At 34.4% G+C, this 23,240-nt stretch carries 23 protein-coding genes and 1 pseudogene; 16 read left to right on the top strand and 8 right to left on the bottom strand.

Going from position 1 to position 23,240, the window contains the following annotated elements; translation table 11 throughout:
- Positions 1-36: 36 nt before the first annotated feature.
- Positions 37-297 carry a hypothetical protein gene (locus COL05_RS11200; RefSeq protein WP_098049166.1) on the bottom strand — a complete coding sequence of 87 codons (261 nt, stop codon included), beginning with the start codon at positions 295-297 and terminating at the stop codon, positions 37-39.
- Positions 298-700: 403 nt separating this feature from the next.
- Between COL05_RS11200 and COL05_RS11195 the strand changes: the two genes are divergently transcribed.
- Positions 701-2,158: an MFS transporter gene (locus COL05_RS11195; RefSeq protein ID WP_098068300.1), complete on the top strand. Its 1,458-nt coding sequence runs from the start codon at positions 701-703 to the stop codon at positions 2,156-2,158.
- Positions 2,159-2,214: 56 nt separating this feature from the next.
- Here COL05_RS11195 and COL05_RS11190 read toward each other — a convergent pair whose 3' ends face one another.
- The 3 genes from COL05_RS11190 to COL05_RS11180 are packed head-to-tail and all read right to left on the bottom strand — an operon-like array spanning position 2,215 to position 5,388.
- On the bottom strand, positions 2,215-3,324 hold the full coding sequence (locus COL05_RS11190) for a DUF4018 domain-containing protein (RefSeq protein WP_098668656.1): 1,110 nt from the start codon (positions 3,322-3,324) through the stop codon (positions 2,215-2,217).
- On the bottom strand, positions 3,299-4,462 hold the full coding sequence (locus COL05_RS11185) for a DUF58 domain-containing protein (RefSeq protein WP_098668655.1): 1,164 nt from the start codon (positions 4,460-4,462) through the stop codon (positions 3,299-3,301). The genes COL05_RS11190 and COL05_RS11185 overlap by 26 nt, the downstream gene beginning before the upstream one ends.
- A complete protein-coding gene (locus COL05_RS11180) occupies positions 4,459-5,388 on the bottom strand; it encodes an AAA family ATPase (protein ID WP_098668654.1) in 930 nt (309 codons plus the stop codon). The genes COL05_RS11185 and COL05_RS11180 overlap by 4 nt, the downstream gene beginning before the upstream one ends.
- Positions 5,389-5,592: 204 nt before the next feature.
- On the opposite strand from COL05_RS11180, the gene COL05_RS11175 reads away from it, so the two are divergent.
- Both COL05_RS11175 and COL05_RS11170 read left to right on the top strand, forming a co-directional pair.
- The gene (locus COL05_RS11175; RefSeq protein ID WP_098668653.1) at positions 5,593-5,910 is read left to right on the top strand and encodes a PadR family transcriptional regulator; all 318 of its coding nucleotides are present in this window, start codon (positions 5,593-5,595) and stop codon (positions 5,908-5,910) included.
- Between the two features lie 7 nt (positions 5,911-5,917).
- Positions 5,918-6,454, top strand: coding sequence for a DUF2812 domain-containing protein (locus COL05_RS11170; protein ID WP_087955877.1), 537 nt, complete (start codon positions 5,918-5,920; stop codon positions 6,452-6,454).
- 318 nt (positions 6,455-6,772) lie between these two features.
- On the opposite strand, the gene COL05_RS11165 is transcribed toward COL05_RS11170, so the two are convergent.
- Positions 6,773-7,021: a hypothetical protein gene (locus COL05_RS11165; RefSeq protein WP_000433607.1), complete on the bottom strand. Its 249-nt coding sequence runs from the start codon at positions 7,019-7,021 to the stop codon at positions 6,773-6,775.
- Positions 7,022-7,304: 283 nt separating this feature from the next.
- Here COL05_RS11165 and COL05_RS11160 point away from each other — a divergent pair, with 283 nt between their 5' ends.
- From COL05_RS11160 to COL05_RS11125, 8 genes and pseudogenes are all read left to right on the top strand, one after another.
- Positions 7,305-7,688, top strand: a complete 384-nt coding sequence (locus tag COL05_RS11160) for a VOC family protein (protein ID WP_098668652.1) — start codon at positions 7,305-7,307, stop codon at positions 7,686-7,688.
- 14 nt (positions 7,689-7,702) lie between these two features.
- Positions 7,703-8,245 carry a GNAT family N-acetyltransferase gene (locus tag COL05_RS11155; RefSeq protein ID WP_098668651.1) on the top strand — a complete coding sequence of 181 codons (543 nt, stop codon included), beginning with the start codon at positions 7,703-7,705 and terminating at the stop codon, positions 8,243-8,245.
- Positions 8,245-8,826 (top strand): kinase, encoded by a 582-nt coding sequence (locus COL05_RS11150; protein WP_098668650.1) that lies wholly within the window; start codon positions 8,245-8,247, stop codon positions 8,824-8,826. The genes COL05_RS11155 and COL05_RS11150 overlap by 1 nt, the downstream gene beginning before the upstream one ends.
- A 162-nt stretch (positions 8,827-8,988) precedes the next feature.
- On the top strand, positions 8,989-9,723 hold the full coding sequence (locus COL05_RS11145) for a LytR/AlgR family response regulator transcription factor (protein ID WP_098668649.1): 735 nt from the start codon (positions 8,989-8,991) through the stop codon (positions 9,721-9,723).
- On the top strand, positions 9,723-11,039 hold the full coding sequence (locus COL05_RS11140) for a GHKL domain-containing protein (RefSeq protein WP_098668648.1): 1,317 nt from the start codon (positions 9,723-9,725) through the stop codon (positions 11,037-11,039). Before COL05_RS11145 ends, COL05_RS11140 begins: the two co-directional genes overlap by 1 nt.
- A gap of 89 nt (positions 11,040-11,128) precedes the next feature.
- A complete protein-coding gene (locus COL05_RS11135) occupies positions 11,129-11,806 on the top strand; it encodes a YhfC family glutamic-type intramembrane protease (RefSeq protein WP_098668647.1) in 678 nt (225 codons plus the stop codon).
- A gap of 2 nt (positions 11,807-11,808) precedes the next feature.
- A complete protein-coding gene (locus tag COL05_RS11130; RefSeq protein WP_098668646.1) occupies positions 11,809-12,195 on the top strand; it encodes a DUF3887 domain-containing protein in 387 nt (128 codons plus the stop codon).
- Positions 12,196-12,302: 107 nt separating this feature from the next.
- Positions 12,303-12,613, top strand: a pseudogene (locus tag COL05_RS11125) (hypothetical protein).
- A 40-nt stretch (positions 12,614-12,653) separates the two neighbouring features.
- Here COL05_RS11125 and COL05_RS11120 read toward each other — a convergent pair.
- Together COL05_RS11120 and COL05_RS11115 are read right to left on the bottom strand one after the other, a co-directional pair.
- Positions 12,654-12,869 (bottom strand): helix-turn-helix domain-containing protein, encoded by a 216-nt coding sequence (locus COL05_RS11120; RefSeq protein ID WP_000974619.1) that lies wholly within the window; start codon positions 12,867-12,869, stop codon positions 12,654-12,656.
- A 10-nt stretch (positions 12,870-12,879) separates the two neighbouring features.
- Complete coding sequence (locus tag COL05_RS11115; RefSeq protein ID WP_000809097.1) at positions 12,880-13,362, bottom strand: DUF2975 domain-containing protein; 483 nt, start codon at positions 13,360-13,362, stop codon at positions 12,880-12,882.
- 285 nt (positions 13,363-13,647) lie between these two features.
- Between COL05_RS11115 and COL05_RS11110 the strand changes: the two genes are divergently transcribed.
- From COL05_RS11110 to COL05_RS11095, 4 genes are all read left to right on the top strand, one after another.
- Positions 13,648-15,309, top strand: a complete 1,662-nt coding sequence (locus COL05_RS11110; protein ID WP_098668645.1) for an alkaline phosphatase — start codon at positions 13,648-13,650, stop codon at positions 15,307-15,309.
- 256 nt (positions 15,310-15,565) lie between these two features.
- Positions 15,566-17,944: an immune inhibitor A domain-containing protein gene (locus tag COL05_RS11105; protein ID WP_098668644.1), complete on the top strand. Its 2,379-nt coding sequence runs from the start codon at positions 15,566-15,568 to the stop codon at positions 17,942-17,944.
- A 291-nt stretch (positions 17,945-18,235) separates the two neighbouring features.
- Positions 18,236-19,267 (top strand): Delta(5) desaturase DesA, encoded by a 1,032-nt coding sequence (gene desA / locus COL05_RS11100; RefSeq protein WP_142337433.1) that lies wholly within the window; start codon positions 18,236-18,238, stop codon positions 19,265-19,267.
- 275 nt (positions 19,268-19,542) lie between these two features.
- The gene (locus tag COL05_RS11095; RefSeq protein WP_098668643.1) at positions 19,543-20,730 is read left to right on the top strand and encodes an RtcB family protein; all 1,188 of its coding nucleotides are present in this window, start codon (positions 19,543-19,545) and stop codon (positions 20,728-20,730) included.
- 62 nt (positions 20,731-20,792) lie between these two features.
- Here the strand turns inward: COL05_RS11095 and COL05_RS11090 are convergent, their stop codons facing one another.
- Complete coding sequence (locus COL05_RS11090; protein WP_098668642.1) at positions 20,793-22,217, bottom strand: amino acid permease; 1,425 nt, start codon at positions 22,215-22,217, stop codon at positions 20,793-20,795.
- Between the two features lie 267 nt (positions 22,218-22,484).
- On the opposite strand from COL05_RS11090, the gene COL05_RS11080 reads away from it, so the two are divergent.
- On the top strand, positions 22,485-23,234 hold the full coding sequence (locus tag COL05_RS11080; protein ID WP_098668641.1) for an IclR family transcriptional regulator: 750 nt from the start codon (positions 22,485-22,487) through the stop codon (positions 23,232-23,234).
- Positions 23,235-23,240 lie beyond the last annotated feature (6 nt).

Genomic DNA, 23,240 nt, shown 5'->3' with positions numbered 1-23,240 from the left:
AGGAGATATATTTTCTTTTTGGTATAAGCATAACAATCATTTGTTTTTATCAGACTCACAATTTTCATTACTTGAATTAGAGTTTTTATTGATTCCAGAAGCGAGTAAATTATTGAGAACACTAAGGTCTAATTGCAAAGGGATGGAGTTTTCGGGGGAAGTTTTCTCATTTTCTTTTTTTGTAGTTAATATAGTCTTTATATTTTTAATTTCTTTATATTGTTTTAAGATAATGAAAAATCCAGAAATAATTAAGAGAAAAGAAACAGTAGCAACTACAAGTATTATTTCCAACATAAAATAGCCTCCTTTAAAACTATAATAATATTATAGTTAAATGTAATAAAACAGAATGCGAGCTAATGAGTTCACTTTTTAAATATATGCAAATCTTAAGTAAAAGTTACTGATTTCTAAGTTAGAGGAAGCGATTATAGAAACGTTATAAATATAAAAAAATGAATGGTTCATTTTTAGTGTAAAGGTATATATTATATAGCCTTAACTTCATTTTATGAAAAGTTAAATAGGGTGTAAATTTATACAAAAAGAGCATTTAATTGGACAAATAATTAATTATGTGAAATAATAATAACAGAAAAGGAGACGTTGCTTTTCCTTAAGTGCTTCGGATTAATTTTATTCAATAAGAGAAGGTGTGCTTAAAGAAGTTAAATTAAAAAAGGAGCTGTTTAATTATATGCAACAAAATAATGATTTAAATTTTGAACCTCAAGACGTTAATATTGTCAATCCTAAACAAGCCAGGAAAGCAGTAGTTGCTACTGGTATAGGGAATGCAATGGAGTGGTTTGACTTCGGATTATACGCGTATTTAGCGGTTATCTTAAGTCAATTATTCTTCTCAGGTGTTGATAATAGTGGATTGCAACTTGTACTTACATTCGGTACATTTGCAGCAGCCTTTCTCGTTCGACCAATCGGAGGTGTATTCTTTGGTAGAATAGGAGATAAGTACGGCCGAAAAATCGTGTTAAGTACTACTATTATTTTAATGGCACTTTCTACATTATTCATCGCATTACTACCAACCTATGAACAAATTGGTGTATGGGCACCAATACTACTTTTAGTTGCCCGAATGATTCAAGGCTTCTCTACAGGCGGCGAATATTCAGGTGCAATGGTTTATATCGCAGAATCTTCTCCAGATAAAAAGCGTGGTATACTCGGTAGTGGTCTTGAAATTGGAACACTCTCAGGTTACATTGCTGCATCGGTAATTGTTACCATTTTGACGTTATTGTTAACAGATGAACAAATGCTCAGCTGGGGCTGGCGTATTCCTTTCTTAGTAGCTGCACCAATTGGCTTGGTCGGTTTATATTTACGCCGTCATTTAGATGAATCTCCCATCTTTGAAGAGATGGAAAAAGCACAAGAGGAATCTGAAGACAATGAACAATTTTCATTTATGGATATTATGAAATATCACAAAAAAGACTTCTTATTAAGCACAGTAATTGTCGCCTTCTTTAATATTACGAATTATATGATTCTTTCGTATATTCCTTCTTATCTAACTCAAGTACTTAAAGTCGAAGAAACAACTGGCTTATTAATTATTTCTATTACGATGGCACTTATGATTCCACTAGCACTATATTTCGGTAAATTAAGTGATAAAATTGGTAATAAACGCGTCGTGCAAATTGGTTTACTCGGTTTAACTATATTTGCAATCCCAGCATTTTTACTAATAGGTAACGGGCATATTGCAGCTATATTTGCAGGTATTTTCGTATTAGGATTCTTCCTAAGTGTATATGAAGGAACATTACCTTCGTTATTACCATCACTCTTTTTCACCGATGTACGTTATCGAGCACTTTCGATCTCATTTAATATTTCTGTATCTATATTCGGTGGAACAACGCCGCTCGTATGTTCATACTTAGTTCATGCGACTGGTAACCCGCTAGCACCGGCATTTTATTTAGCGGGTGTAAGTATTATTGGATTAGTCGTATTTAGTGTATTATTCGTTACAACATCAGGACGTGCGCTAAAAGGTTCATATCCTACAGTAGAAACGAAAAAAGAAGCACATCAAATTGCGAAAGAAGACCCTGAAGAAACACTTTGGTGGCATGAAGAGTCATTAGAAATCGAGGCAGGGAAGAATGCTTCAATTTAAAAAGTAACGTAGAAGTAGAAAAAGACTCCTATGAAAATAGGAGTCTTTTTGTTGTGTTATTTCTTTCTTTTCTTCAAACTCTTCTGATATGCATAGAGTTTTTGAATCTCTTCCTTAAATTCATGTAACAGTACGGTGTTTTCCTCATTTGAATAACGCACTATATTATAAGCATCTATAACAATACGACTCTCAATATTTACATTTTCTTCACTATTTATTCGTCCTAACCATGCTTCAACAGTTTCTCCTCGTTTTCTATTCAAAGGAGGAGCTAACTTACTTTCAAGTTTGAAAATTTCTTTTCGAATTTCGTTATGCGGCGGTTTGTTTCGCTTCAAACGTTTTTGGCTCACTCCTTCTTTATCAGTAATGATAGTAGATTCGAAGACAGGCATATTTGGTAAACTGAATTGTTTTCGTTTTTTTAATATTTTCCATACGACGTAAATAGCAATGGCAGCACAGGCTATTATGGTCATGCTATTTATAAGGGGTGGATCAAAATCAGGAGGTGTTTTCCCATCTGCAATTTGTGGTTTTAAGAGATGCCCTTTACTTGCCCAAACCCCTTCAGTATCTTTCAATTCAGCTGCTATGAGAAATGGATTTATAACATAACCGACCCCTAATGCGACTACTTCTGTCATAAAACTAAAAATAAGACGAATAAAAGGGAAAACTAGAACAAGTATGGTACTCATTACAACAATTGTAATAATAGAAGCGAAACGTAATAACTGTTGATTACGATTTGCCCCGGTTAACCAAAATGTAATCATAATGTGTAAAACTAATAGTGACAGTTTCCATAAAGGTGGAAAGGGCGCATGAAATATAGCTGAAATACCAAACCAAACGATGCCGCCTAACGATTTTTGAACTGGATATCCAGGCCCGACTACATGTACGATAAAGAAGAAAAGCGGTAACATAATTGTGCTAAATAGCGAGAAAGGGAGAAAGATAGAACAACCGATTATTTGAGTCATTAACAGTATGACAAAACCTGGTGTTTTTTTCTTCATTAGTTTATAGATAAGCAATACTCCCATATAGTCTGTTGCTAAAAATATAGTAATAGCAACAAGTTCATCTCTTTCCGTTAATAACGAAAGGAGGAGCAGCAGAATAAAGTCATTAACGTGATAGAGCCAAGTTTTCAAGCTTTTCCACCATCCCTTCGTTAGTGATGAGAAACGTAGGTTGTGAGAGAAGAGGGAGTTCATTTCTCTGTAAACCAATGTATATCATTTTGGATGATTGTACCCTTTTTCTCTCTACATAATGAAGGAACCCTTGTTTCGGAAGTAACGTACTATCATCTGAAATACGCGCTAATTCCTCTAAAGATATTCCGTAATGTGTTTGCCCTTCATTTAGCGGTAAATGCAGAGGACCACCTTCAGCTAATACACTAATAAATAATTCAAACGGTATTTGATGCTTTGTTGCGTATTGACAGATGTATGTTGCAAATGAAATAAGGTCTTCAATATTATCTTTCCAACCAAATCCGCGATCAGCAGCTAATGAAAGACAAATTGTCCAACTATAATTTTTAACAGGTTCATATTGCTTCGCCTGTAATGTCTGCATTTTAGCAGATGCTTTCCAATGAATAGAACGAAAAGATTCACGCTCATATCGTTTAACACCGATAATAGATGTTTCATCATTGTAAAAAGAAAAATTCGTTCGATAAGATCCTGTTAGAAGTTGCTGAAGTTCTTGCAAACCTGCTACTTTCTTAGGAGAAGGGTACACAATAATTTCAGTTCGTAATTTATCATAAATGGGTAAATGTACAGTTAAAAGATGAAAAGGATCTTTTAAGACACATTCGAATTGTTCAATTTGAAACACACCACGTTTCGTTGCGGTTAATGTTAAATCCCATTTTTGCGCTGAACATGCAGGTTGTGAAAACGGGAAAGAAAATAACGTTTTCGATATTTGTTCAATCCCTTGATCTTTTTGTGGTAGTAGGGACGGATTTAAATGAAAATAACAAACACCGTTAACGAGTGGTATATTTGCTCCATTTTTTAAATGAATGAAAAACTGTCCAGATTCATTAGGGAATAACCGAGTTATTTGTTTCTCGTTTATCACTTGAAACTTTTTCTCTATGTAAGCGACATATTTATAAATGAAAATCGCAAATAAATAGTAGATGAAAAAGAGAAACATAATAATTCGTTGCGGCATGAAAAATGTAAATAGTATAGCGCCTGGGACAGTTAGTTGAATAATATGGAGTTGGAAAAATAACGGTACAGTTACAACGCGCTGTCCATTCATGCTTGCTCAATCTCCACTGGTACGTCAACTTCTTTTAAAATCCTCTGCATAATTTCATTTTTTGTCGTACGTAATGCGCCTTCCATTGATAAGACAATGCGGTGATTCCAAACAGAAGGAACTAAAAATTGTATATCTTCAGGCGTGCAATACTCTCTCCCACGTAAAAAGGCAAGTGCTTGAACAGCACGCACTAAAGCAAGTGTGGCACGTGGACTTACACCGTTAGCGATGTAATCATGATTTCTTGTAGCGTGAGCAAGTTTAATAATGTAATGTTCTAACGGTTCTGATACGAAAATTTCTTTTACTCGTTTCTGTGCTTCTAAAATGTCTTCTAAAGAAATAACAGACTTGACGCTTTCTGACGGTGTATCGTTACGAAAACGACGCATCATTTTCAACTCATCTTCAGGTTCCGGATAACCTATAGAAATTGTCATAAAAAAACGATCAAGCTGTGCATCTGGTAGAGGAAACGTTCCTTGTGATTCAATTGGATTTTGCGTTGCAATAACAAAGAACGGTTTCGGAAGAGGAGTAGATTGCTTTTCAAGCGTTACTTGTCGTTCTTCCATCGATTCTAATAAACTAGACTGTGTTCTAGGCATAGCGCGGTTAATTTCATCCGCAAGTAAAATATTGGTCATGACTGGTCCAAGTCTTAACTCGAATTCGCTCGTTTTCGGATTAAAATATTCAATACCTGTTATATCACTCGGAAGTACATCCGGTGTCAATTGGACGCGAGAAAAATTACCACCAATACTTTTTGAAAGTGTTTTCGCTAGTAACGTTTTCCCCGTACCAGGCACATCCTCAAGCAGTACATGCCCGTCAGCAAGCAAAGAAACAAGTAATAAATCAATAACATTTTCTTTACCGACAAAAACGGATCCTATATTTTCTTTTAATTTATTTATCATATGTATCATTCCTTTCAAAATATAAACGGATATTTCTATATTTTAACGAATTATTCAGAAAATTGATATGATTTTTCAATTCAAAGAAATAAATATCCGATTATTAAATTATAGTTGCATATTTTGAAATGTGAATATATAATATCGGTATACGATATATCGCAACACGATATATCAGAAAGCGATGTATCGGAGGTGATTATAATGAATACGAAAGCGAAAAAATATATTCCATTAACAGAGGCGACATATTACATATTGTTATCACTAGTGAAACCAATGCATGGATATGGGATCATGCAAATGGTAGAAGAGATGACAAATGGGGAAGTAAAACTCGGTCCTGGTACTTTATATGGCAATACGACGAAGTTATTAAAAGAGAAATTAATTGTTGAAGTTGCCTCTACAGATAGAAAGAAATGCTATGAGTTAACGTCACTTGGTAGAGAAGTATTAGAGCTAGAGTATAACAGGTTGCAGAGATCTGTAAGGAATGGAAATAGTATATTAGGGGAGTGAATGGAAGATGGAGACAAAAAGGGTATTTAAGTTTTTTACGGCATGGAATTTAGAAAAAGAAGAAGCTTTTTTACGAAAGATGCATCAACAAGGTTGGGCATTACAAAAATATAATGTAATGTATACGTTTAAGAAAACTGAGCCAAAAGATGTAATATACAAAGCTGATTTTAGATTGGTTTATAGAGATTCGAAAGAACAACGACAAGAGTATTTCGAAATATACGAAATGTCAGGTTGGAAACGCGTAACAAGTTTCACAAGCTGGAATTATTTTTGTAAAGAAGTAGAAGAAGTAAATGAATTGCCTGATATTTACTCGGAAAAGGAGACGAGGATACAAAAACTAAATCAGTTATTAGTATTCTTTGTTATTATGTTAGCAACTATATTACCATCAATGTACAATCTATTTATAAGCCCGATGGAATCAAGAGTGCCAATGTGGGCGAAAGCTATGACGGGTCTTACAGGTTGTATGTGGATATACTTCTTTATAAGACTCACTTGGAAAATTAAGAAGTTAAAAAGTGAAATATTATAATAAGAAGTAGAAATAAAAAGAAGTTGATTTTGTAAGGGAAATATCGGGATTAACTTCTTTTGTTTTTAAATAATTGTATTTTTACTCGTTATTTTTTACATAATAAAATTCTATATGAAGGTGCGGAATTTACATTTACCAACACACATCCCCGAAATAATAAAAGAAGAAAAAACGATTTATATTAAAAATCAAAAAATAAAAGATGGATAAAAAGGTGTGAGGTGTAACTTATAATAAGGAAGAAAAACATTTTTTGATTAACATATTAAATCGAAAAATCCCCTACAAAAAATCGGTAGGGGGTAATAAAAATGTTTAAGAAAAAGACTGATTTTGCGCAGGTTTAATAAATTGCTCTGGGTTTTCAACAAGTCCGCATACAGCGCATTGGACTCTATATGTTGGTCCTTGATAGGCCATATGAAAAGCATTCATATTTTCATTTGTGTATTCTTCTTCTACTTGACCAGTTTGTGGATTTAACTTGACTGGTTTTACTTGTTGTTCAAGAATATTAAAGCGAGTACGGTTCGTTTTACAGCTTGGACATAGCATTGGTTCCATATGTATACACCTCCATTTGTAGCATTTCTTAAACTCATTAATTTTATGCAAGCAAAAAAACTTTCTCAATATAAATAGGTGTTTAATGTATTTAAAATTCAGAAAAAATAAAATATAATAAGGGTACGAACTGGTTATGTCCAAACCAAATCTCCTGTTTTATGCCAATAAGCTGGGGGGCCGAGAAATCGGCCTCATTTTTTTGTGCTCGTTACTATAAGGAACAAGGTTTTTATGAGACTTTTGTCGAAATTTTAGGGATGGATATAAAGGGGGATGTAAAATGAATTTAAAAATGAAGTACATAATTTTATATGTAGAAAAGTTTGAAGAATGTGTAAGGTTTTATAAAGATATTTTACAGTTACCTATAAAAGCAGAGCATGGTACATATATTGAATTTAATACTGGAGATACAATATTAGCGATGAACACGAGGCAAGATGTGAAAGAATTAACAGGACTACCACTTACAGAAGGCGAGTTACAATCTTCTCATTTCGAATTAGGATTCGTTGTCGAAAATGTACAAGAAACGATTGAGCAATTTAGAGGACAAGGTATTAAGGTTTTAGTTGAACCAATTGTGAAACCGTGGGGACAAACAATTGCATACATTGCCGATCCAGATGGGAATTATATTGAAATTTGCAGTTCATTAGAATAGAAGGAGAAAAAGCTATGGGGTTTCCGAAACTAGAAACAGAACGTTTAGTATTAAGAGAACTAACACTGTTAGATGCAGAAACGATGTTCCGTTATTTTTCAAAAGAATCTGTTATACGTTATTTCGGAATGGATTCTTTTGAAAATATTGAGCAAGCGAAAACAACGATTCAAACGTTTAAAAATCGTTATGAAGAGGGAAGTGTATTTCGCTGGGGAATTGAGAAAAAGGGCACGGGCCAATTAATTGGAACTTGTGGATTTCATTTAATAAACAAGCATCATAAGCGAGCTGAAATTGGTTATGAATTAGACGATACATATTGGGGACAAGGGTACGCAACGGAAGCGTTACAGGCGATTTTAGCTTACGGGTTTGAAACATTGCAACTTACGAGAATTGCTGCTGTTGTATATGTAGAAAATAAAGCTTCTCAAAAATTATTAAATAAAGCAGGATTTCAAGAAGAAGGATTACTTCGAAAACATATGATTCAAAATGGAGTTGCGCATGATACGATTTTATATTCGTTATTAAAAGAAGAGTGGAAGAAATAATGAGTACGAGTGAAATTATAAATGTTATGAAGAAGCATAAAGAAAATAGGTTCATTTTAGGTATAGATGGCTTAAGCCGATCAGGAAAAACAACATTTGTAACAAACTTAAAGAAAAATATGAAACAAGAAAGTATTCCGTTTCATATTTTTCATATTGATGATCATATAGTAGAGCGTAATAAACGATATGATACAGGATATGAAGAATGGTATGAGTATTATTATTTACAATGGGATATCGAGTGGCTTCGGCAGAAGTTTTTTCAAAAGTTACAAACTGAAACAAAACTGAATTTACCGTTCTATCATGATGTGGCAGATTCATGCGAAATGAAAAAAGTACAGATCCCCATAGTAGGTGTAATTGTAATTGAAGGTGTTTTTTTACAACGAAAAGAATGGAGAGATTTCTTTCATTATATGGTGTATTTAGATTGTCCAAGAGAGACACGGTTTCTGCGAGAAAGCGAAGAGACCCAAAAGAAACTTTCGAAGTTTCAAAATAGGTATTGGAAAGCAGAGGATTATTACTTAGAAACGGAATTACCGAAGGATCGGGCGGATTTAGTTATAGAATGATTTGAAGAAAACCTCAACTTTGTGTTTGAATAGTTGAGGTTTCTCTATGTAATAGCAAATTAATTATTTTAATTCTTAGGAAGGAGATTAGTATAACAATTTGAATTGTATAGATATAGATAAATTTATAGATAAAAAGATTTTAATAAAGCGAGTGATCACATGAGTATTTTCATTTTAGAAGACGATGTCATACAGGCGCAGCAAATGAAGCGGTTAGTTGAAGAGATTTGTGAGAAATATATGTTGCCTTTTGATTTCATAGAGGTGACTAGTAAAAGTGAAAACATCATTACTAACATTCCAAAGGCGAAGTATGTCCCAATCTATTTTTTAGATATAGAGATAAAAAGAGAAGAGCGTAAAGGTTTACAAGTGGCGCAAGAAATACGAAAGTATGATACGCAAGGAATTATTGTGTTTGTAACGACGCATTCTGAATTTGCACCTATTTCATATCAATACATGGTATCAGCTTTAACTTTTATTGATAAAGGGTTGCCATACGAGGAGAGGTGTAAAGTTTTTGAACAATGTTTACTCCAATATGAAGCGAGAAATAAGCATATTATTCCGTCCGATGACTTTATCGTTGAAAATAGTAATGCCACTGTACGGGTTCCTTTTCATGAAGTTGAATATGTTATGACCGATGAACCGCATCGTGTAGCATTAGTGACGTTAGATCGAATTGTTTATTTTTACGGGACTTTAAAAGAAATTGAATTAATAGATGAACGTTTATTTCGATGTCATCAATCATATATCGTGAATACGAAGCAAATGTCTTCTTATGATGCGAAGCAGAAAATGATAGTTTTAAAAAGCGGGAAACGCATTCCAGTATCACGTCGTTTAGTGAGTAAAGTACGTAACATATTAAAGGGTGAGATGTAATGTATATTTATGATTTATTTGCAATACTGCTTACTAGTATGAGCCATACGTTTTTGTACATTCAATTAATCCGGTATAATAGATTGTCATATAGAATGTTAATAGCTTTAAGTGCGGTATTCATTATTTTACTTGCGATTGTCGTAACAGTAACGAGATATCCAGAATTGAATAGTACGATTGTGTTATTTTTAATAAGTTTAGGACTAATGCAAAATGAACTAAAACTTAAGCATAATGTATATTTTGCACTAGTGAGCATGGTGATTATAACGTTAGTAAAAATGTTACTTTTGGATTTAGGAATGAAAATCTTTATGTTAACGCCATTCAATTTATATTTATGGACGGGTAGCATAATTCATCTTATCGTATCGACACTTACTGTTATCGGTATTTTTGTAGCCCGTAAAAGAATCCAAAAAATTGCTCAATATATAGTCGGTAGTCCGCTATACTATGTAACTTATATATTATTAATTGCCGGATTTATTATTGAACTAATTTTAACTCAGCCATCAACTGAGTTTTTAGCACAATTAAATCAACAATACAGTGAAGTAAGTTATATTTCAGCGATTATTATATTTTTATTATTACTAATCATTGTGCTAATAAGCTCACACTTATCAAAAGAAAAGTTACGAGAAGAGCATGAAAAACGTTTAGATAAAGAGTTATTAGATTATGTAGAGAAATTAGAAGATATGCACGATGAGCTCGCTAGTTTCCGTCATGATTATATGAACGTATTACTATCGTTAGAAGAGGGTATACGTACAAAAAATGTGAAAGAAATTGAGCAAGTGTACTATGACGTTATAGCACCTACATTAAAAACAATAAATGATCATGAACTTGATATTGCGAAATTATCTCGCATACATATTCCTGAAGTGAGAAGTGTATTAAGGGCGAAAGTCGGCAATGCCCAGCAGCAACAAATAAAAGTAATGCTCGATATACCAGAGAACATTGAAAGTGTTTCAATGAAAATCATTTCATTTATTCGCATCATTTCAGTTTTAGTAGATAATGCAATTGAAGAAGCGGTACATAGTGAGGAAAAGATATTGCAAATTGCATTTTTTGAAATGGATTCACGACAATATTTTATCGTGCGCAATAGTTCAAAGGGTGAAGCAATTGATTTGCAAAAAATTTATGAGAGAAACTATTCAAGTAAAAAAGCAGCTAGAGGATACGGGTTATTCTCGTTAAAACGGATCATGAATAAAACAAATAATGCGACGTTAGAAACAACTTATGTAAGTCCGTATTTCAAGCAAACATTTATATTAAAAGAGATAAAATGACCATCTATGATGAAAATGTAACCGAATAGGAAAGAACTACATACTTTTTTCACTCGTTTTTATACACTTCAAGTAAGAGGTGAAGCGAGATGAATGGTCTTATTTTTACAACAATGATTAGCTTTGGTTTACCGCTTGTAGCACTTTTATATGCTGTCTGGAAGAAACGCTCTATTCCATATATGTTAGGTATATTGGCTTTTGTTGTATCACAAATATTGATTCGCATACCATTACTGAATTATGTAAATGGAACTAGCACAGGTTTTCAAATGTTTTCTGTTATGCAGCCTGTACTATTTGCACTTTTGCTTAGTTTATCAGCTGGAATATTTGAAGAGATAGCTCGTTTTATCGCAATGCGTTATTTTATGAAGCAACGAGATTGGCAGTCTGGTTTTTTATTTGGAACAGGGCATGGTGGTATTGAAGCAGTGTTGATAGTTGGCATTCCGGTAATATCTCTATTATTGTCACAAACAGCCATTCAAAATGGTGACAGTTACTATTTCGCCGGTATTGAGCGCATCTTCGCGATGGTATTGCATATTGGGCTTTCCTTCATTTTATTGCAAGCTGTCGTCCAAAAGAAATTTCGTTATGTTGTATATGCAATTCTCATCCATGGGACTGCAAATGCATTAGCTGTCATTATATCGCTATATGTACAAGGGAAAAACGGGATCATTATGTCAGAAGTTTCATTAGCAATTTGTGCTTTACTTGTTTTTAGTTATAGTTTCATTTTAAAAAGAAGGGGTGTATGAAAATGAGAAGAATGTTACTTATTATTATAAGTGTCATTGCGGCGTTCGCGCTCGCAGCATGTACCGGTAATAAAGTAGATGAAAGTACGTCAAAAAAGTTTATTCCAAAGGCGGAAGAAATCGTATCATTATTAAATGAAGCGAAGTATAAAGAAGTGCATGAAAAATTTGATAGTAAAATGAAAGCGGGATTACCAGAAGAAAAAATGAAAGATCTTACACCTGTAATAGAGAAAGCCGGTACGTTCGAAAAAATTGAGAAAAAATCGATTGAAGAAAAAGATGGTTTATACATTGTTATTCTTGTAGCGAAATATAGTAAGGAGCAACGGACATTTATTATAACTTATAATAACAAAGAGGAAATAGCAGGTTTATTTATTAAATAAAAACAGGTGCAGTGGAAATTTCCGCTGCATCTATTTTTTTTGTATAACCAAATTATGGTTATTAGTGCTAATATGAACTCATAGCTATAGAGAAGGGGTGGGTTAGCATGAAAACTGAAATAGTTCTTAAAAAGAGGTACAGTATGATAAGTTATATATCTTTACTCATCGGCGTTTTATGTTTTCTATTCGTTTTTATTACACCAACAAGGATAGCGAATGCAGGTAATATAGTGGGAGATTATATTACAGTCGCCTTGACAGTTGCAGGAATCATACTTTCTATCATTACGATGATGAAAAAAACGAGAAGAAGGGAATTGCAATTCTTTCATTCATACTGTCCTCATCATTTTTTATATTTTGGATAATCGCAATTATCCTATTGTTTACTGGTCAAATTAGTTTTGCGCCGTAATATGCAATAAAAAGAGCCCTTCTCGTATGAAGGACTCTTTTTATTCGGTATCTTCCGGTTGATATTCTAGAATATCCCCAGGTTGGCATTCTAATGCTTTACAAATGGCTTCTAAAGTTGAAAAGCGAACTGCTTTTGCTTTTCCGTTTTTCAAAATAGAAAGGTTAGCCATTGTAATTCCAACCTTCTCCGAAAGCTCTGTTACGCTCATTTTTCTTTTCGCTAACATTACATCAATATTAATAATAATTGCCATATTATTCACCTCAGACCGTTAAATCATTTTCTGATTTTATATCTATCGCATCTTTTAATAGTCTTTGGAGAACGGCAGCAAAGACCGCGATTACCATTGAAGCAAAAATCATAATCATTCCAATAATAATAATGCCAGGGGCGTCATCTCTCTCTGCCACAAGATAGAAAAGTGGCATACCTAATACATATAATACACTAATTGCTAATGCACTGTACTTAATATTTTTTAAAGCTTTAACAGATAACTCTGAGAATGCGTTGTTCTTATCAATATAGTTTAACAGCTTGAATGTTTGGTACAACGCAAAATAATAAGGTATTGCTGTTGCGTATAAGTTGATAAATACAAGATATTTAATATATGCAATATCAGGATATAGTTCTGCAGCGAAATTCCCTATTTTAGGGACTAAAAAGATGCACATAGCAAGAACGGGGATACCCATTAGAATCACAGCTGTCTTTAAGAAGAGTGTTGACCCTTGTTTCATAAAAAGCACCTCATTTATTTAATATCTTATTAATTTACCATGAAATTTATTGTTTAACAATAAATTTTTATTTATTTCAATTGGGGATTTATTGTTAAACAAGTTAATAATGAAAAATCTTCTTTATTAAGATAGATAAACTATACCGACATGTAATGAATGAGAAAGTTACGATTGTTAGCTTTATAAGAATTGGGGACTAATAAAACATGTGTAGGTTGTGAAAAGTAAAGGGAAATCAGACCTTTGTATGTAAATGAGTGTGAAACAAATGGAGGCGTAATAATGTCAGAATTAGCTTTAAAGATGAAGAGATTGTTGTTATTAGGAACAATCACAATAAGTATGTTATGTACTGAAAGTTTGAAGAATGATCATAGAGTGGAAGCTAAAGTGAAAAAGGTAGAACGTCAACCGAAAAATGTAATCATAATGGTTATGGACGGAACGAGTTCTTCAGCAACTACATTAGCTCGCTTGTATAAAGGGAAACCACTTGCATTAGACGAAATGGTAACAGGAGGTGTTCGTACATATTCGGCTGAATCAGCTATAACAGACTCAGCCCCAGCAGCTACAGCTTTAGCGACGGGGAATAAATCGAATTCTGGATATGTAGGTATATTACCTTCTATTGTAAGTTCACCTAGCTTAAAACCAATAAAAGAAGAGGACAAGTTACGGCCAGTTGCCAATGTTTTAGAAGGTGCCAAACGTACTGGCCGCGCAACTGGAATTGTTGCTACAGCTGAAATTCAGCATGCTACTCCGGCTGGATTCTCCGCTCACCATGTAAACCGCAAGCATTTTGACGTAATTGCGGAGCAACAAGTGTATCAACATATAGATGTCGTATTAGGCGGTGGGAAAGCAGCACTGTTACCTTTAAAAAGAAAAGATGGTGAAGATTTAGTAAAGGTGATTCAAGAAAAAGGATATGACTTTGTTGAAACGAAAGATGCATTATTGAATGCTAAATCTAGGAAAATTTGGGGCTCTTTTTCACATCATGCTTTAGCGTTTGATATGGATCGTGAAGCAACAAATCCAGAGCAACCGACACTTTCTCAAATGACGGAAAAAGCAATTCAAACACTATCAAAAGATAAAGATGGATTCTTTTTATTTGTGGAAGGAAGTAAACCAGACTGGGCAGCTCATACGAATGATCCAATAGGGATGATTAGCGATGTATTAGCATTTGATAATGCAGTTGCAGAAGCATTAGAGTTTGCAAAAAAAGATGGTAATACGATGCTAATAGCCGTAGCTGACCATGGTAATAGCGGTATTTCTATCGGGAATATGAATACGACAAAAAGATATAATACTACGCCGATTTCTACATATATTGATCCATTAAAAAAAGCGAAAATGACACTTGAAGGGACTACTAATAAACTGAAATCGGATTTATCAAATGTAGAGGATGTAGCTAAGCTATACGGTTTGGACAATTTAACTTATGATGAAAAAGAAAGAGTAAAAGCAGTAAAAAAGAAATCGGAAGTAGGTCCGATATTCACTACATTATTGGCCAATCGTGCGAACATAGGCTTTACAACAGGTGGTCATACAGGTGAGGATGTATTTTTGTATTCTTACGGTCCACAAAAGCCATACGGTTTGATTCAAAACACAGACATTGCGAAGACGATGGCGAAAGCAATGGGTTTTAACTTAGAAGAAGTAACAAACAAGTTATTTGTAGAGAGTGAATCAGCTTTTAAACAAAACGGAGCAACAGTCACTATAGATAATACTAATGCAGCAAACCCGGTGCTCATAGTAAAACGTAATAATGTAACAGCTCAATTATTTGTTAACAAAAATATAATGCATGTTCAGAATAAAGATTATGAATTAGGAAGTGTTTTTGTAGAAAGCAACGGCAAGTTCTATGTACCAGAAGAAGCAATCCGTTTATTCATAAAGTATACTCGTTAAAAAACGCCAATTCCTTAGCTAGTACTTAGGAATTGGTTTTTTTTGTGGATGAGAATTCACTCGAAAAAAAGAAGGAAGGGAGTCACAATTTCTAGAGTGGACTTCCTGTAAATGTATCTATTTTATATTTTTCACACTCCGAAAAATATTTCTCAACATTTTAGCCCTTTAAAAAGATTGAATATTCGTATTATAACGAATATTATGTTGCTATCGGCAAAAAACGATAATTTGCAGACACTGGGGAGGAAATACATTGAAAAAGAAATTAAAGCCTTTAACGGTATTAACGACAGCGGCAGTGCTAAGTAGTACGTTTGCTTTTGGAAGTCATGCAGCGTATGCTGATACGCCACCATCTCTACCAATTGATGAGCATTTAATACCTGAGGAGCGTTTGGCAGAAGCACTGAAACAACGGGGAATAATTGATCAATCTGCATCACAAGCTGAAACGTCAAAAGCTGTCGAAAAATATGTTGAGAAAAAGAAAGGGGAAAACCCTGGAAAAGAAATCTTGACGGGAGATAACCTTACGCAAGAAGCTTCAGATTTTATGAAAAAAGTAAAAGATGCAAAAATGAAGGAGAATGAAAAGGCACAGCAACCCGAAGTAGGACCAGTTGCTGGACAAGATGTAGGATTGAATGCTAGAAAATTAACTGGAAAAGTACCTACTACACCAGCAAAGCAAGCTGAGTATAATGGAGCTGTCCGAAAAGATAAAGTACTTGTTTTACTCGTAGAATTTAGCGATTTTAAGCATAATAATATTGATCAAGAACCGGGTTATATGTATTCTAAGGACTTTAATCGTGAACATTATCAAAAAATGTTATTTGGTGATGAGCCATTTACGTTATTTGATGGATCGAAGATTAATACTTTTAAACAGTATTATGAAGAACAATCTGGCGGAAGCTACACAGTTGATGGAACTGTAACGGAATGGCTTACTGTTCCAGGAAAAGCGTCAGATTATGGTGCTGATGCGGGAACTGGTCATGACAACAAAGGTCCTTTAGGTCCAAAGGATTTTGTGAAAGAAGCATTGAAAGCAGCAGTAGCAAAAGGTATTAATTTAGCAGATTATGACCAATTTGATCAATATGATCAAGATGGTGATGGAAATAAAAATGAACCAGATGGAATTATTGACCACTTAATGGTAGTACATGCTGGCGTAGGGCAAGAAGCTGGCGGCGGTAAATTAAAAGATGATGCGATTTGGTCTCATCGTTCAAAACTAGGATCGAAGCCTTATGCGATTGATGGTACAAAATCTAATGTATCAAACTGGGGCGGAAAGATGGCTGCATATGATTATACAATCGAGCCTGAAGACGGAGCAGTTGGTGTGTTTGCGCATGAGTATGGTCATGATTTAGGTTTACCAGATGAATATGACACAAAGTACTCTGGACAAGGTGAACCTGTTGAATCATGGTCTCTTATGAGTGGCGGTAGCTGGGCTGGAAAAATTGCAGGAACAGAGCCAACAAGTTTTTCACCGCAAAATAAAGAGTTTTTCCAAAAGAATATGAAGGGGAACTGGGCGAATATCCTTGAAGTAGATTATGAGAAACTTCGTACGGGAATTGGTGCTGCAACGTATTTAGATCAAAGTGTGACAAAATCAAATCGACCAGGAATCGTTCGTGTGAACTTGCCAGACAAAGATATAAAAAATATTGAATCAGCATTTGGTAAGAAGTTTTATTACAGCACAAAAGGAAATGACATGCATACAACACTTGAGACACCAGTATTTGACTTGACGAAAGCAACGGATGCTAAGTTTGATTATAAGGCTTTTTATGAACTGGAAGCGAAGTATGATTTCCTTGACGTAAATGCGATTACAGAAGATGGAACGAAGACACGTATTGATCGAATGGGCGAAAAAGATGTAAAAGGCGGCGTAGATACAACGGATGGTAAGTGGGTTGATAAATCATACGATTTAAGTCAATTTAAAGGAAAGAAAGTAAAACTGCAATTTGAGTATGTAACAGATATTGCAGTAGCATATAAAGGATTTGCGCTAGACAATGCAGCATTAACTGTAGATGGAAAAGTTGTTTTCTCTGATGATGCAGAAGGTCAGCCAGCAATGACGCTAAAAGGATTTACAGTGTCTAACGGATTTGAACAGAAAAAACATAACTACTATATCGAATGGCGAAATTACGCCGGTTCTGACACAGCGTTACAACATGCACGTGGTCCAGTATTTAATACAGGAATGGTTGTATGGTATGCGGATCAAAGCTTTACAGATAACTGGGTAGGTGTCCATCCAGGTGAAGGATTCCTTGGAGTAGTAGATTCTCATCCAGAGGCAATCGTAGGGACATTAAACGGACAACCAACTGTGAAGAGCAGTACGCGTTATCAAATTGCTGATGCGGCATTTTCATTCGATCAAACGCCAGCATGGAAAGTAAATTCACCGACTCGCGGTATCTTTGACTACAAAGGATTACCAGGCGTTGCAAAATTTGATGATTCTAAGCAGTACATCAATAACGTAATTCCGGATGCCGGACGTAAGTTGCCGAAACTGGGATTGAAGTTTGAAGTAGTAGGTCAAGCGGAAGACAAATCTGCAGGTGCAGTTTGGATCCATCGATAAAATGAAATGAAGAGGAGCTGCCATAAGCTGGTGAAACTAACTTATGGTAGCTCTTTTCTGCTTGTAAAAAAATTCTCTGTTTTAATTGTAAATACTGGGAATTCGTTCGATGAATAAAATGCTCAATCTGTCCAATTATAGCCCTATTTTAGGCGTAAGTAATTTGTAAGTACTGAGTAAGAAAAAAGAAATTTTTATAGTATATAATATTTATTACATCTACTTTTAACACCTGATACTAATAGTATGCTATAATGTGAATTAGCAACAAAAAGGAAAGGAATTAGAACAATGACATTAGAAAATACTAAAAATTTAAAAAAACAAGTTGCTCCATATGAAAAATCAACGATTAAAAAAAGTGTGTGGCAACTTATTAACACAGTCGTGCCATTTATTCTTTTATGGTACCTTGCTTATAAAAGTTTGTCTGTTTCTTATTTGTTAGCATTAGTTCCATCTCTGTTAGCTGCTGGTTTTATGACACGAATTTTCATAATTTTTCATGATTGTACCCATTATTCGTTCTTTAAAAGTCGACGTGCCAATAGAATAGTAGGGACATGTATGGGTGTGTTAACATTATTCCCATTTGATCAATGGGGACATGAGCATGCGATTCATCACGCTACAAGTGGTAATTTGGATAAGCGAGGTACAGGAGATATTTGGACGCTTACAGTGGATGAATATGTAGCTGCGCCATTTAGACTTCGTTTAGCATATCGTTTATATCGCAATCCATTCGTTATGTTTGGATTAGGTCCGATTTATGTTTTCTTGCTTAAAAATAGATTTAACCGAAAAGGTGCTAGACAGAAAGAACGTATGAATACTTATTTGACGAATATTATTATCGTTGCTGTAGTAGCTATACTTTGCTGGGCAATAGGATGGCAATCGTTCCTATTAGTACATGGTACGATATTCTTAATTGCAGGTTCAGTAGGGATTTGGCTGTTTTACGTACAGCACACATTTGAGGATTCTTATTTTGAAGAAGATAAAGATTGGGAATATGTGAAAGCGGCTGTGGAAGGAAGTTCATTTTATAAACTTCCAAAAATCTTGCAATTCTTAACTGGTAATATTGGATTTCATCATGTTCACCATTTAAGTCCAAGAGTGCCTAACTATAAACTAGAAGAGGCACACAATAATACGCTTCCGTTAAAAAATGTACCAACGATTACACTTGCTACAAGCTTGCGTTCACTTCGTTTCCGTCTTTGGGATGAGAAAAGTAACAATTTTGTTAGCTTTAAAGAAGTCAAAAATATAATTAAAAACAATGTTTCTGTCCGGGTGAAATCGGAACTATAATTTCATCGGCTATAAAACTCCCCTTAATCATTAACGATGTAAGGGGAGTTTTTGTTATACATAACGGATATCGAGGATGTGGAAAACTACATGTGTAGGTATAAACATAAAGAGACGGTAATTATATTATGTAAATAAGAATAATCATCATAATTTTTTATTACTGTGAAGGATATCGTGCATATATAATGGAAAGCAGAAGGTGGATGAGAGTAATGATAAGAACAGAAACAACGTAATAAAATAATTCTTTCAAAAGGAAGGGGACATGAAAGATGTTGAAATTACAAGGAAAATACAATGAAGCGAAAGTTTTTACAAATAACGTTGATGAGACTGCGACTGGGCAGATTATTGATCTTTGTAACCAAGAATTCGTAAAGGATAGTCAAATTCGTATTATGCCAGATACACATGCAGGAGCAGGTTGTACGATTGGGACAACAATGACAATACAAGATAAAATTGTTCCTAATCTTGTAGGGGTAGATATTGGGTGTGGGATGGAAGTTGTTGTAATTGATAAGAAAAAAGAAGAAATTAATTTCGATTGCTTAGACGAAACAATTCGTAAGTTCGTTCCAAGTGGTTTTCGTATACGAGATAAAGAACATCGATTCTCAAAAATGATTGATTTTGATGGTGTGAGAGCTCCATTTACATTACAACGCGCTCAAAAAAGTATTGGTACACTTGGGGGAGGAAATCATTTTGTCGAATTAAATGAAGATGGAAAAGGTAATGTATATATTGTCATTCATAGTGGTTCTCGTAATTTAGGTAAACAAATAGCAGAGTATTACCAAAACTTCGCATATGAACAACTCATTGATGTTACATCAATGAAAGATGAGATTATTAAGAGGTTAACTGAAGAGGGAAGAACAAAAGAAATACAAGAAACTTTACGTGGAATTCAGAAGCCTAAGATTCGTAAAGAACTAGCTTATTTAGAAGGACAAGGATTCAAAGATTATATGAATGACATGAATATTGCCCAAAAGTATGCTGCGTTAAATCGTAAAGCAATGATTGATGAAATTGTTACGAGAATGGACTGGAAAATTACGGATCAATTTACTACAATACATAACTATATTGACATGGGAAATATGATTCTACGAAAAGGGGCTATTTCAGCTCAGAGAGATGAACGAGTCATTATTCCAATTAACATGAGAGATGGTTCAATTATTGCATTTGGTAAAGGTAATCCAGACTGGAACTTTTCTGGTCCGCATGGGGCAGGACGTATCATGAGTCGTAAGAAGGCTAAAGAATCATTGAGTCTAGAGGAATTTCAAAATACGATGACAGAGGTTTGGACTACATCAGTAGTAGAAAGCACGATTGATGAGGCACCAATGGTATATAAGCCAATGGATGAAATTATCGAAAATACGAAAGAAACAATAGATATAAAGCACATTATTAAGCCATTATATAATTTTAAAGCGAATTAGAATGATAAAAGACCGCACATAAGGTAAAAGCTATGTGCGGTCTTTTATATATAAGTATAGTATTACATAGTTTCGCTAATTTTACTTTCACTACGAGTGTTAGTAGCAATTCTTTTCTTAACTTTAAAGTGATAGTACGTGTAGCAAAAGATAATAAATGGTACAGTGCAATAGATTCCAAGTCGTTGTTCAGGGATAAAGATAAGACTAATTAATATAATGCCATACAATCCAAAACCAAGAATTGGTACAAGTGGATAAAGTGGAGTTTTAAATTTTAAGTCTTCTAATCTTCCACCGTCTGCTAAATAATGTTTACGGAAAAAGAATTGAGAGACACAAATTGACATCCAAACAATGATTGTTATGACGCCAGAAATAGAAATTAACCATAAGTAAACTGTTTCAGCAGCTACAACGCTCGTCAAAAGGGAAAAAGCAGAAATAGCGATTGTCATAATTAAAGCGTTTAAAGGTATTCCGCGTGATGACAATTTCTTCAAAAAGGCTGGAGCCATTTCATTTTTTGATAATGACCAAAGCATGCGAGTTGCGGCGTACAGCCCAGAATTTGCGACAGAAAGAACAGCAGTAAGGATAACAAAGTTCATAATATCCGCTGCATATGGAATACCGATATTATCAAATACAGCAACGAACGGGCTTTTTGTTAATCCTGCTTCTTCCCAAGGAATTAAAGCAACGAGAACAAAGATTGCTAAGACGAAGAAAAACATTGTGCGCCATATAATATTTCTAATAGAACGAGGTAAAGTTTTTGCTGGATCTTCACTTTCACCTGCTGCGATTCCGACAAGTTCTGTACCTTGGAAGGAATAATTGACTGTAACCATTGTTAATAGAATAGCTGCTAGTCCATTTGGGAATAAACCGCCATGATTTACGAAATTTGATAATAATGGGGCTGGTTCATCGCCTTTTAAATCAATAAAACCGAACATAGCGGCGCCGCCAAGAATAATAAAAGCTATAATAGCAGATACTTTTATACTTGAAAACCAAAATTCTGTTTCTGCATAACTACGAGCAGATAATGCGTTAATCGTGAAGATCGTAACGCCAAATATTAAACACCAAACCCAAACAGGAATATCAGGAAACCATCGCTGCATTGTAATGCCGGCAGTTGTAAATTCAAGACCGGTCGTATTCGCCCAGCTTAACCAATATAACCATCCGATTGTAAATCCAGTTGCAGGATTGATGAACTTAGTGGCATATTCCTGGAACGAACCTGAAACAGGCATGGCTACAGCAAGCTCACCAAGACATAGCATAACGAAATACATTAATAACCCACCAGCCATAAAGGCAAGTACGGATCCACCAGGTCCAGCTTGACTTATAATAAAGCCAGATCCGTTAAATAATCCCGTTCCAATCACACCACCGAGTGCAATCATGAATAAGTGTCTACTTTTCATCGTACGTTTTAATTCATTATTTGTATTGTTTACTTGCGTCATTGTTTTCCTCACTTTCGTAGTTGATAGAATAAAGTTTGATGTTTTTCCGTATTGTGGAATGTATTCCGTGATGTGAAATCTTGTTATAATTTTCAGATAATTGAAAAGAAAAGTCAATATTTTTTTGTTTACGCTTTCAAATTATTATTGGCGGTATATTTTTATTTTTAGAAAATTAAATAAATTTATTGATTTCATTTTGAATATTTGTTAAATTGATAGATAATTGAGCGTACTAACATATTATAAGTCAAGTTGAGGTGAGTTATGGTACAGTCCATTGATCGAGCGATAAGCATTATAAAATTATTAAATTCTACTAATGAAAAAGAGTATTGGGCTATTTCTGATATAGCGGACAGAACACATCTCCCAGTTAGTACAGTACATAGATTACTTAATTCTCTAATCGAGCATGGGTTAGTTACACAAATTTCAGAAACGAAACAATACAAAATCGGGCCCATGTGGATGGAAATAGGATTACGTCAATTGGAGAAAGTAGACTACAGATCTGTGGCAAGAGAAGTGATGAAGCGATTAGCCTCTGAAGTGGAAGAAAGTGTGTATTTGAACATTCCAAATGGAACACATTCTATTATCATTGAAAGAATTGATAGCCCTTTAAAAATTCGAGTGATCGATAACTTAGGGGAGCAAATTCCACTTTCAATTGGTGCTGCAAATAAAACAATGCTTGCCAATATGAAAACGAATGAAATGGAACATATTGTAGAACATTTGCTTTCTTCTTTACCAGAACAAAAGCGCATTCTTTTAGAGCAAATAAAGCATATAAGAAATGAAGGATATGCGGTAAGTTATGGTGAAAAAACAGAAGGGACAGCTTCAGTAGCTGCACCAATTATCGGATTTAATCATAAAGTAGTAGGAGCATTAAGTGTTGGGTTAATTAGTCATCGCATTAATGAAGATCGACTATCTTTTCTTATTAGTAAGGTAAAACAAGCAGCTCATGAAATATCAATAAAAATCGGCAGTACATCAGAACTATAATTTTGA

It is taken from the genome of Bacillus sp. AFS059628, from assembly GCF_002571225.1.
GTDB lineage: Bacteria > Bacillota > Bacilli > Bacillales > Bacillaceae_G > Bacillus_A.
This window is presented reverse-complemented; position numbering and strand designations above follow the sequence as displayed.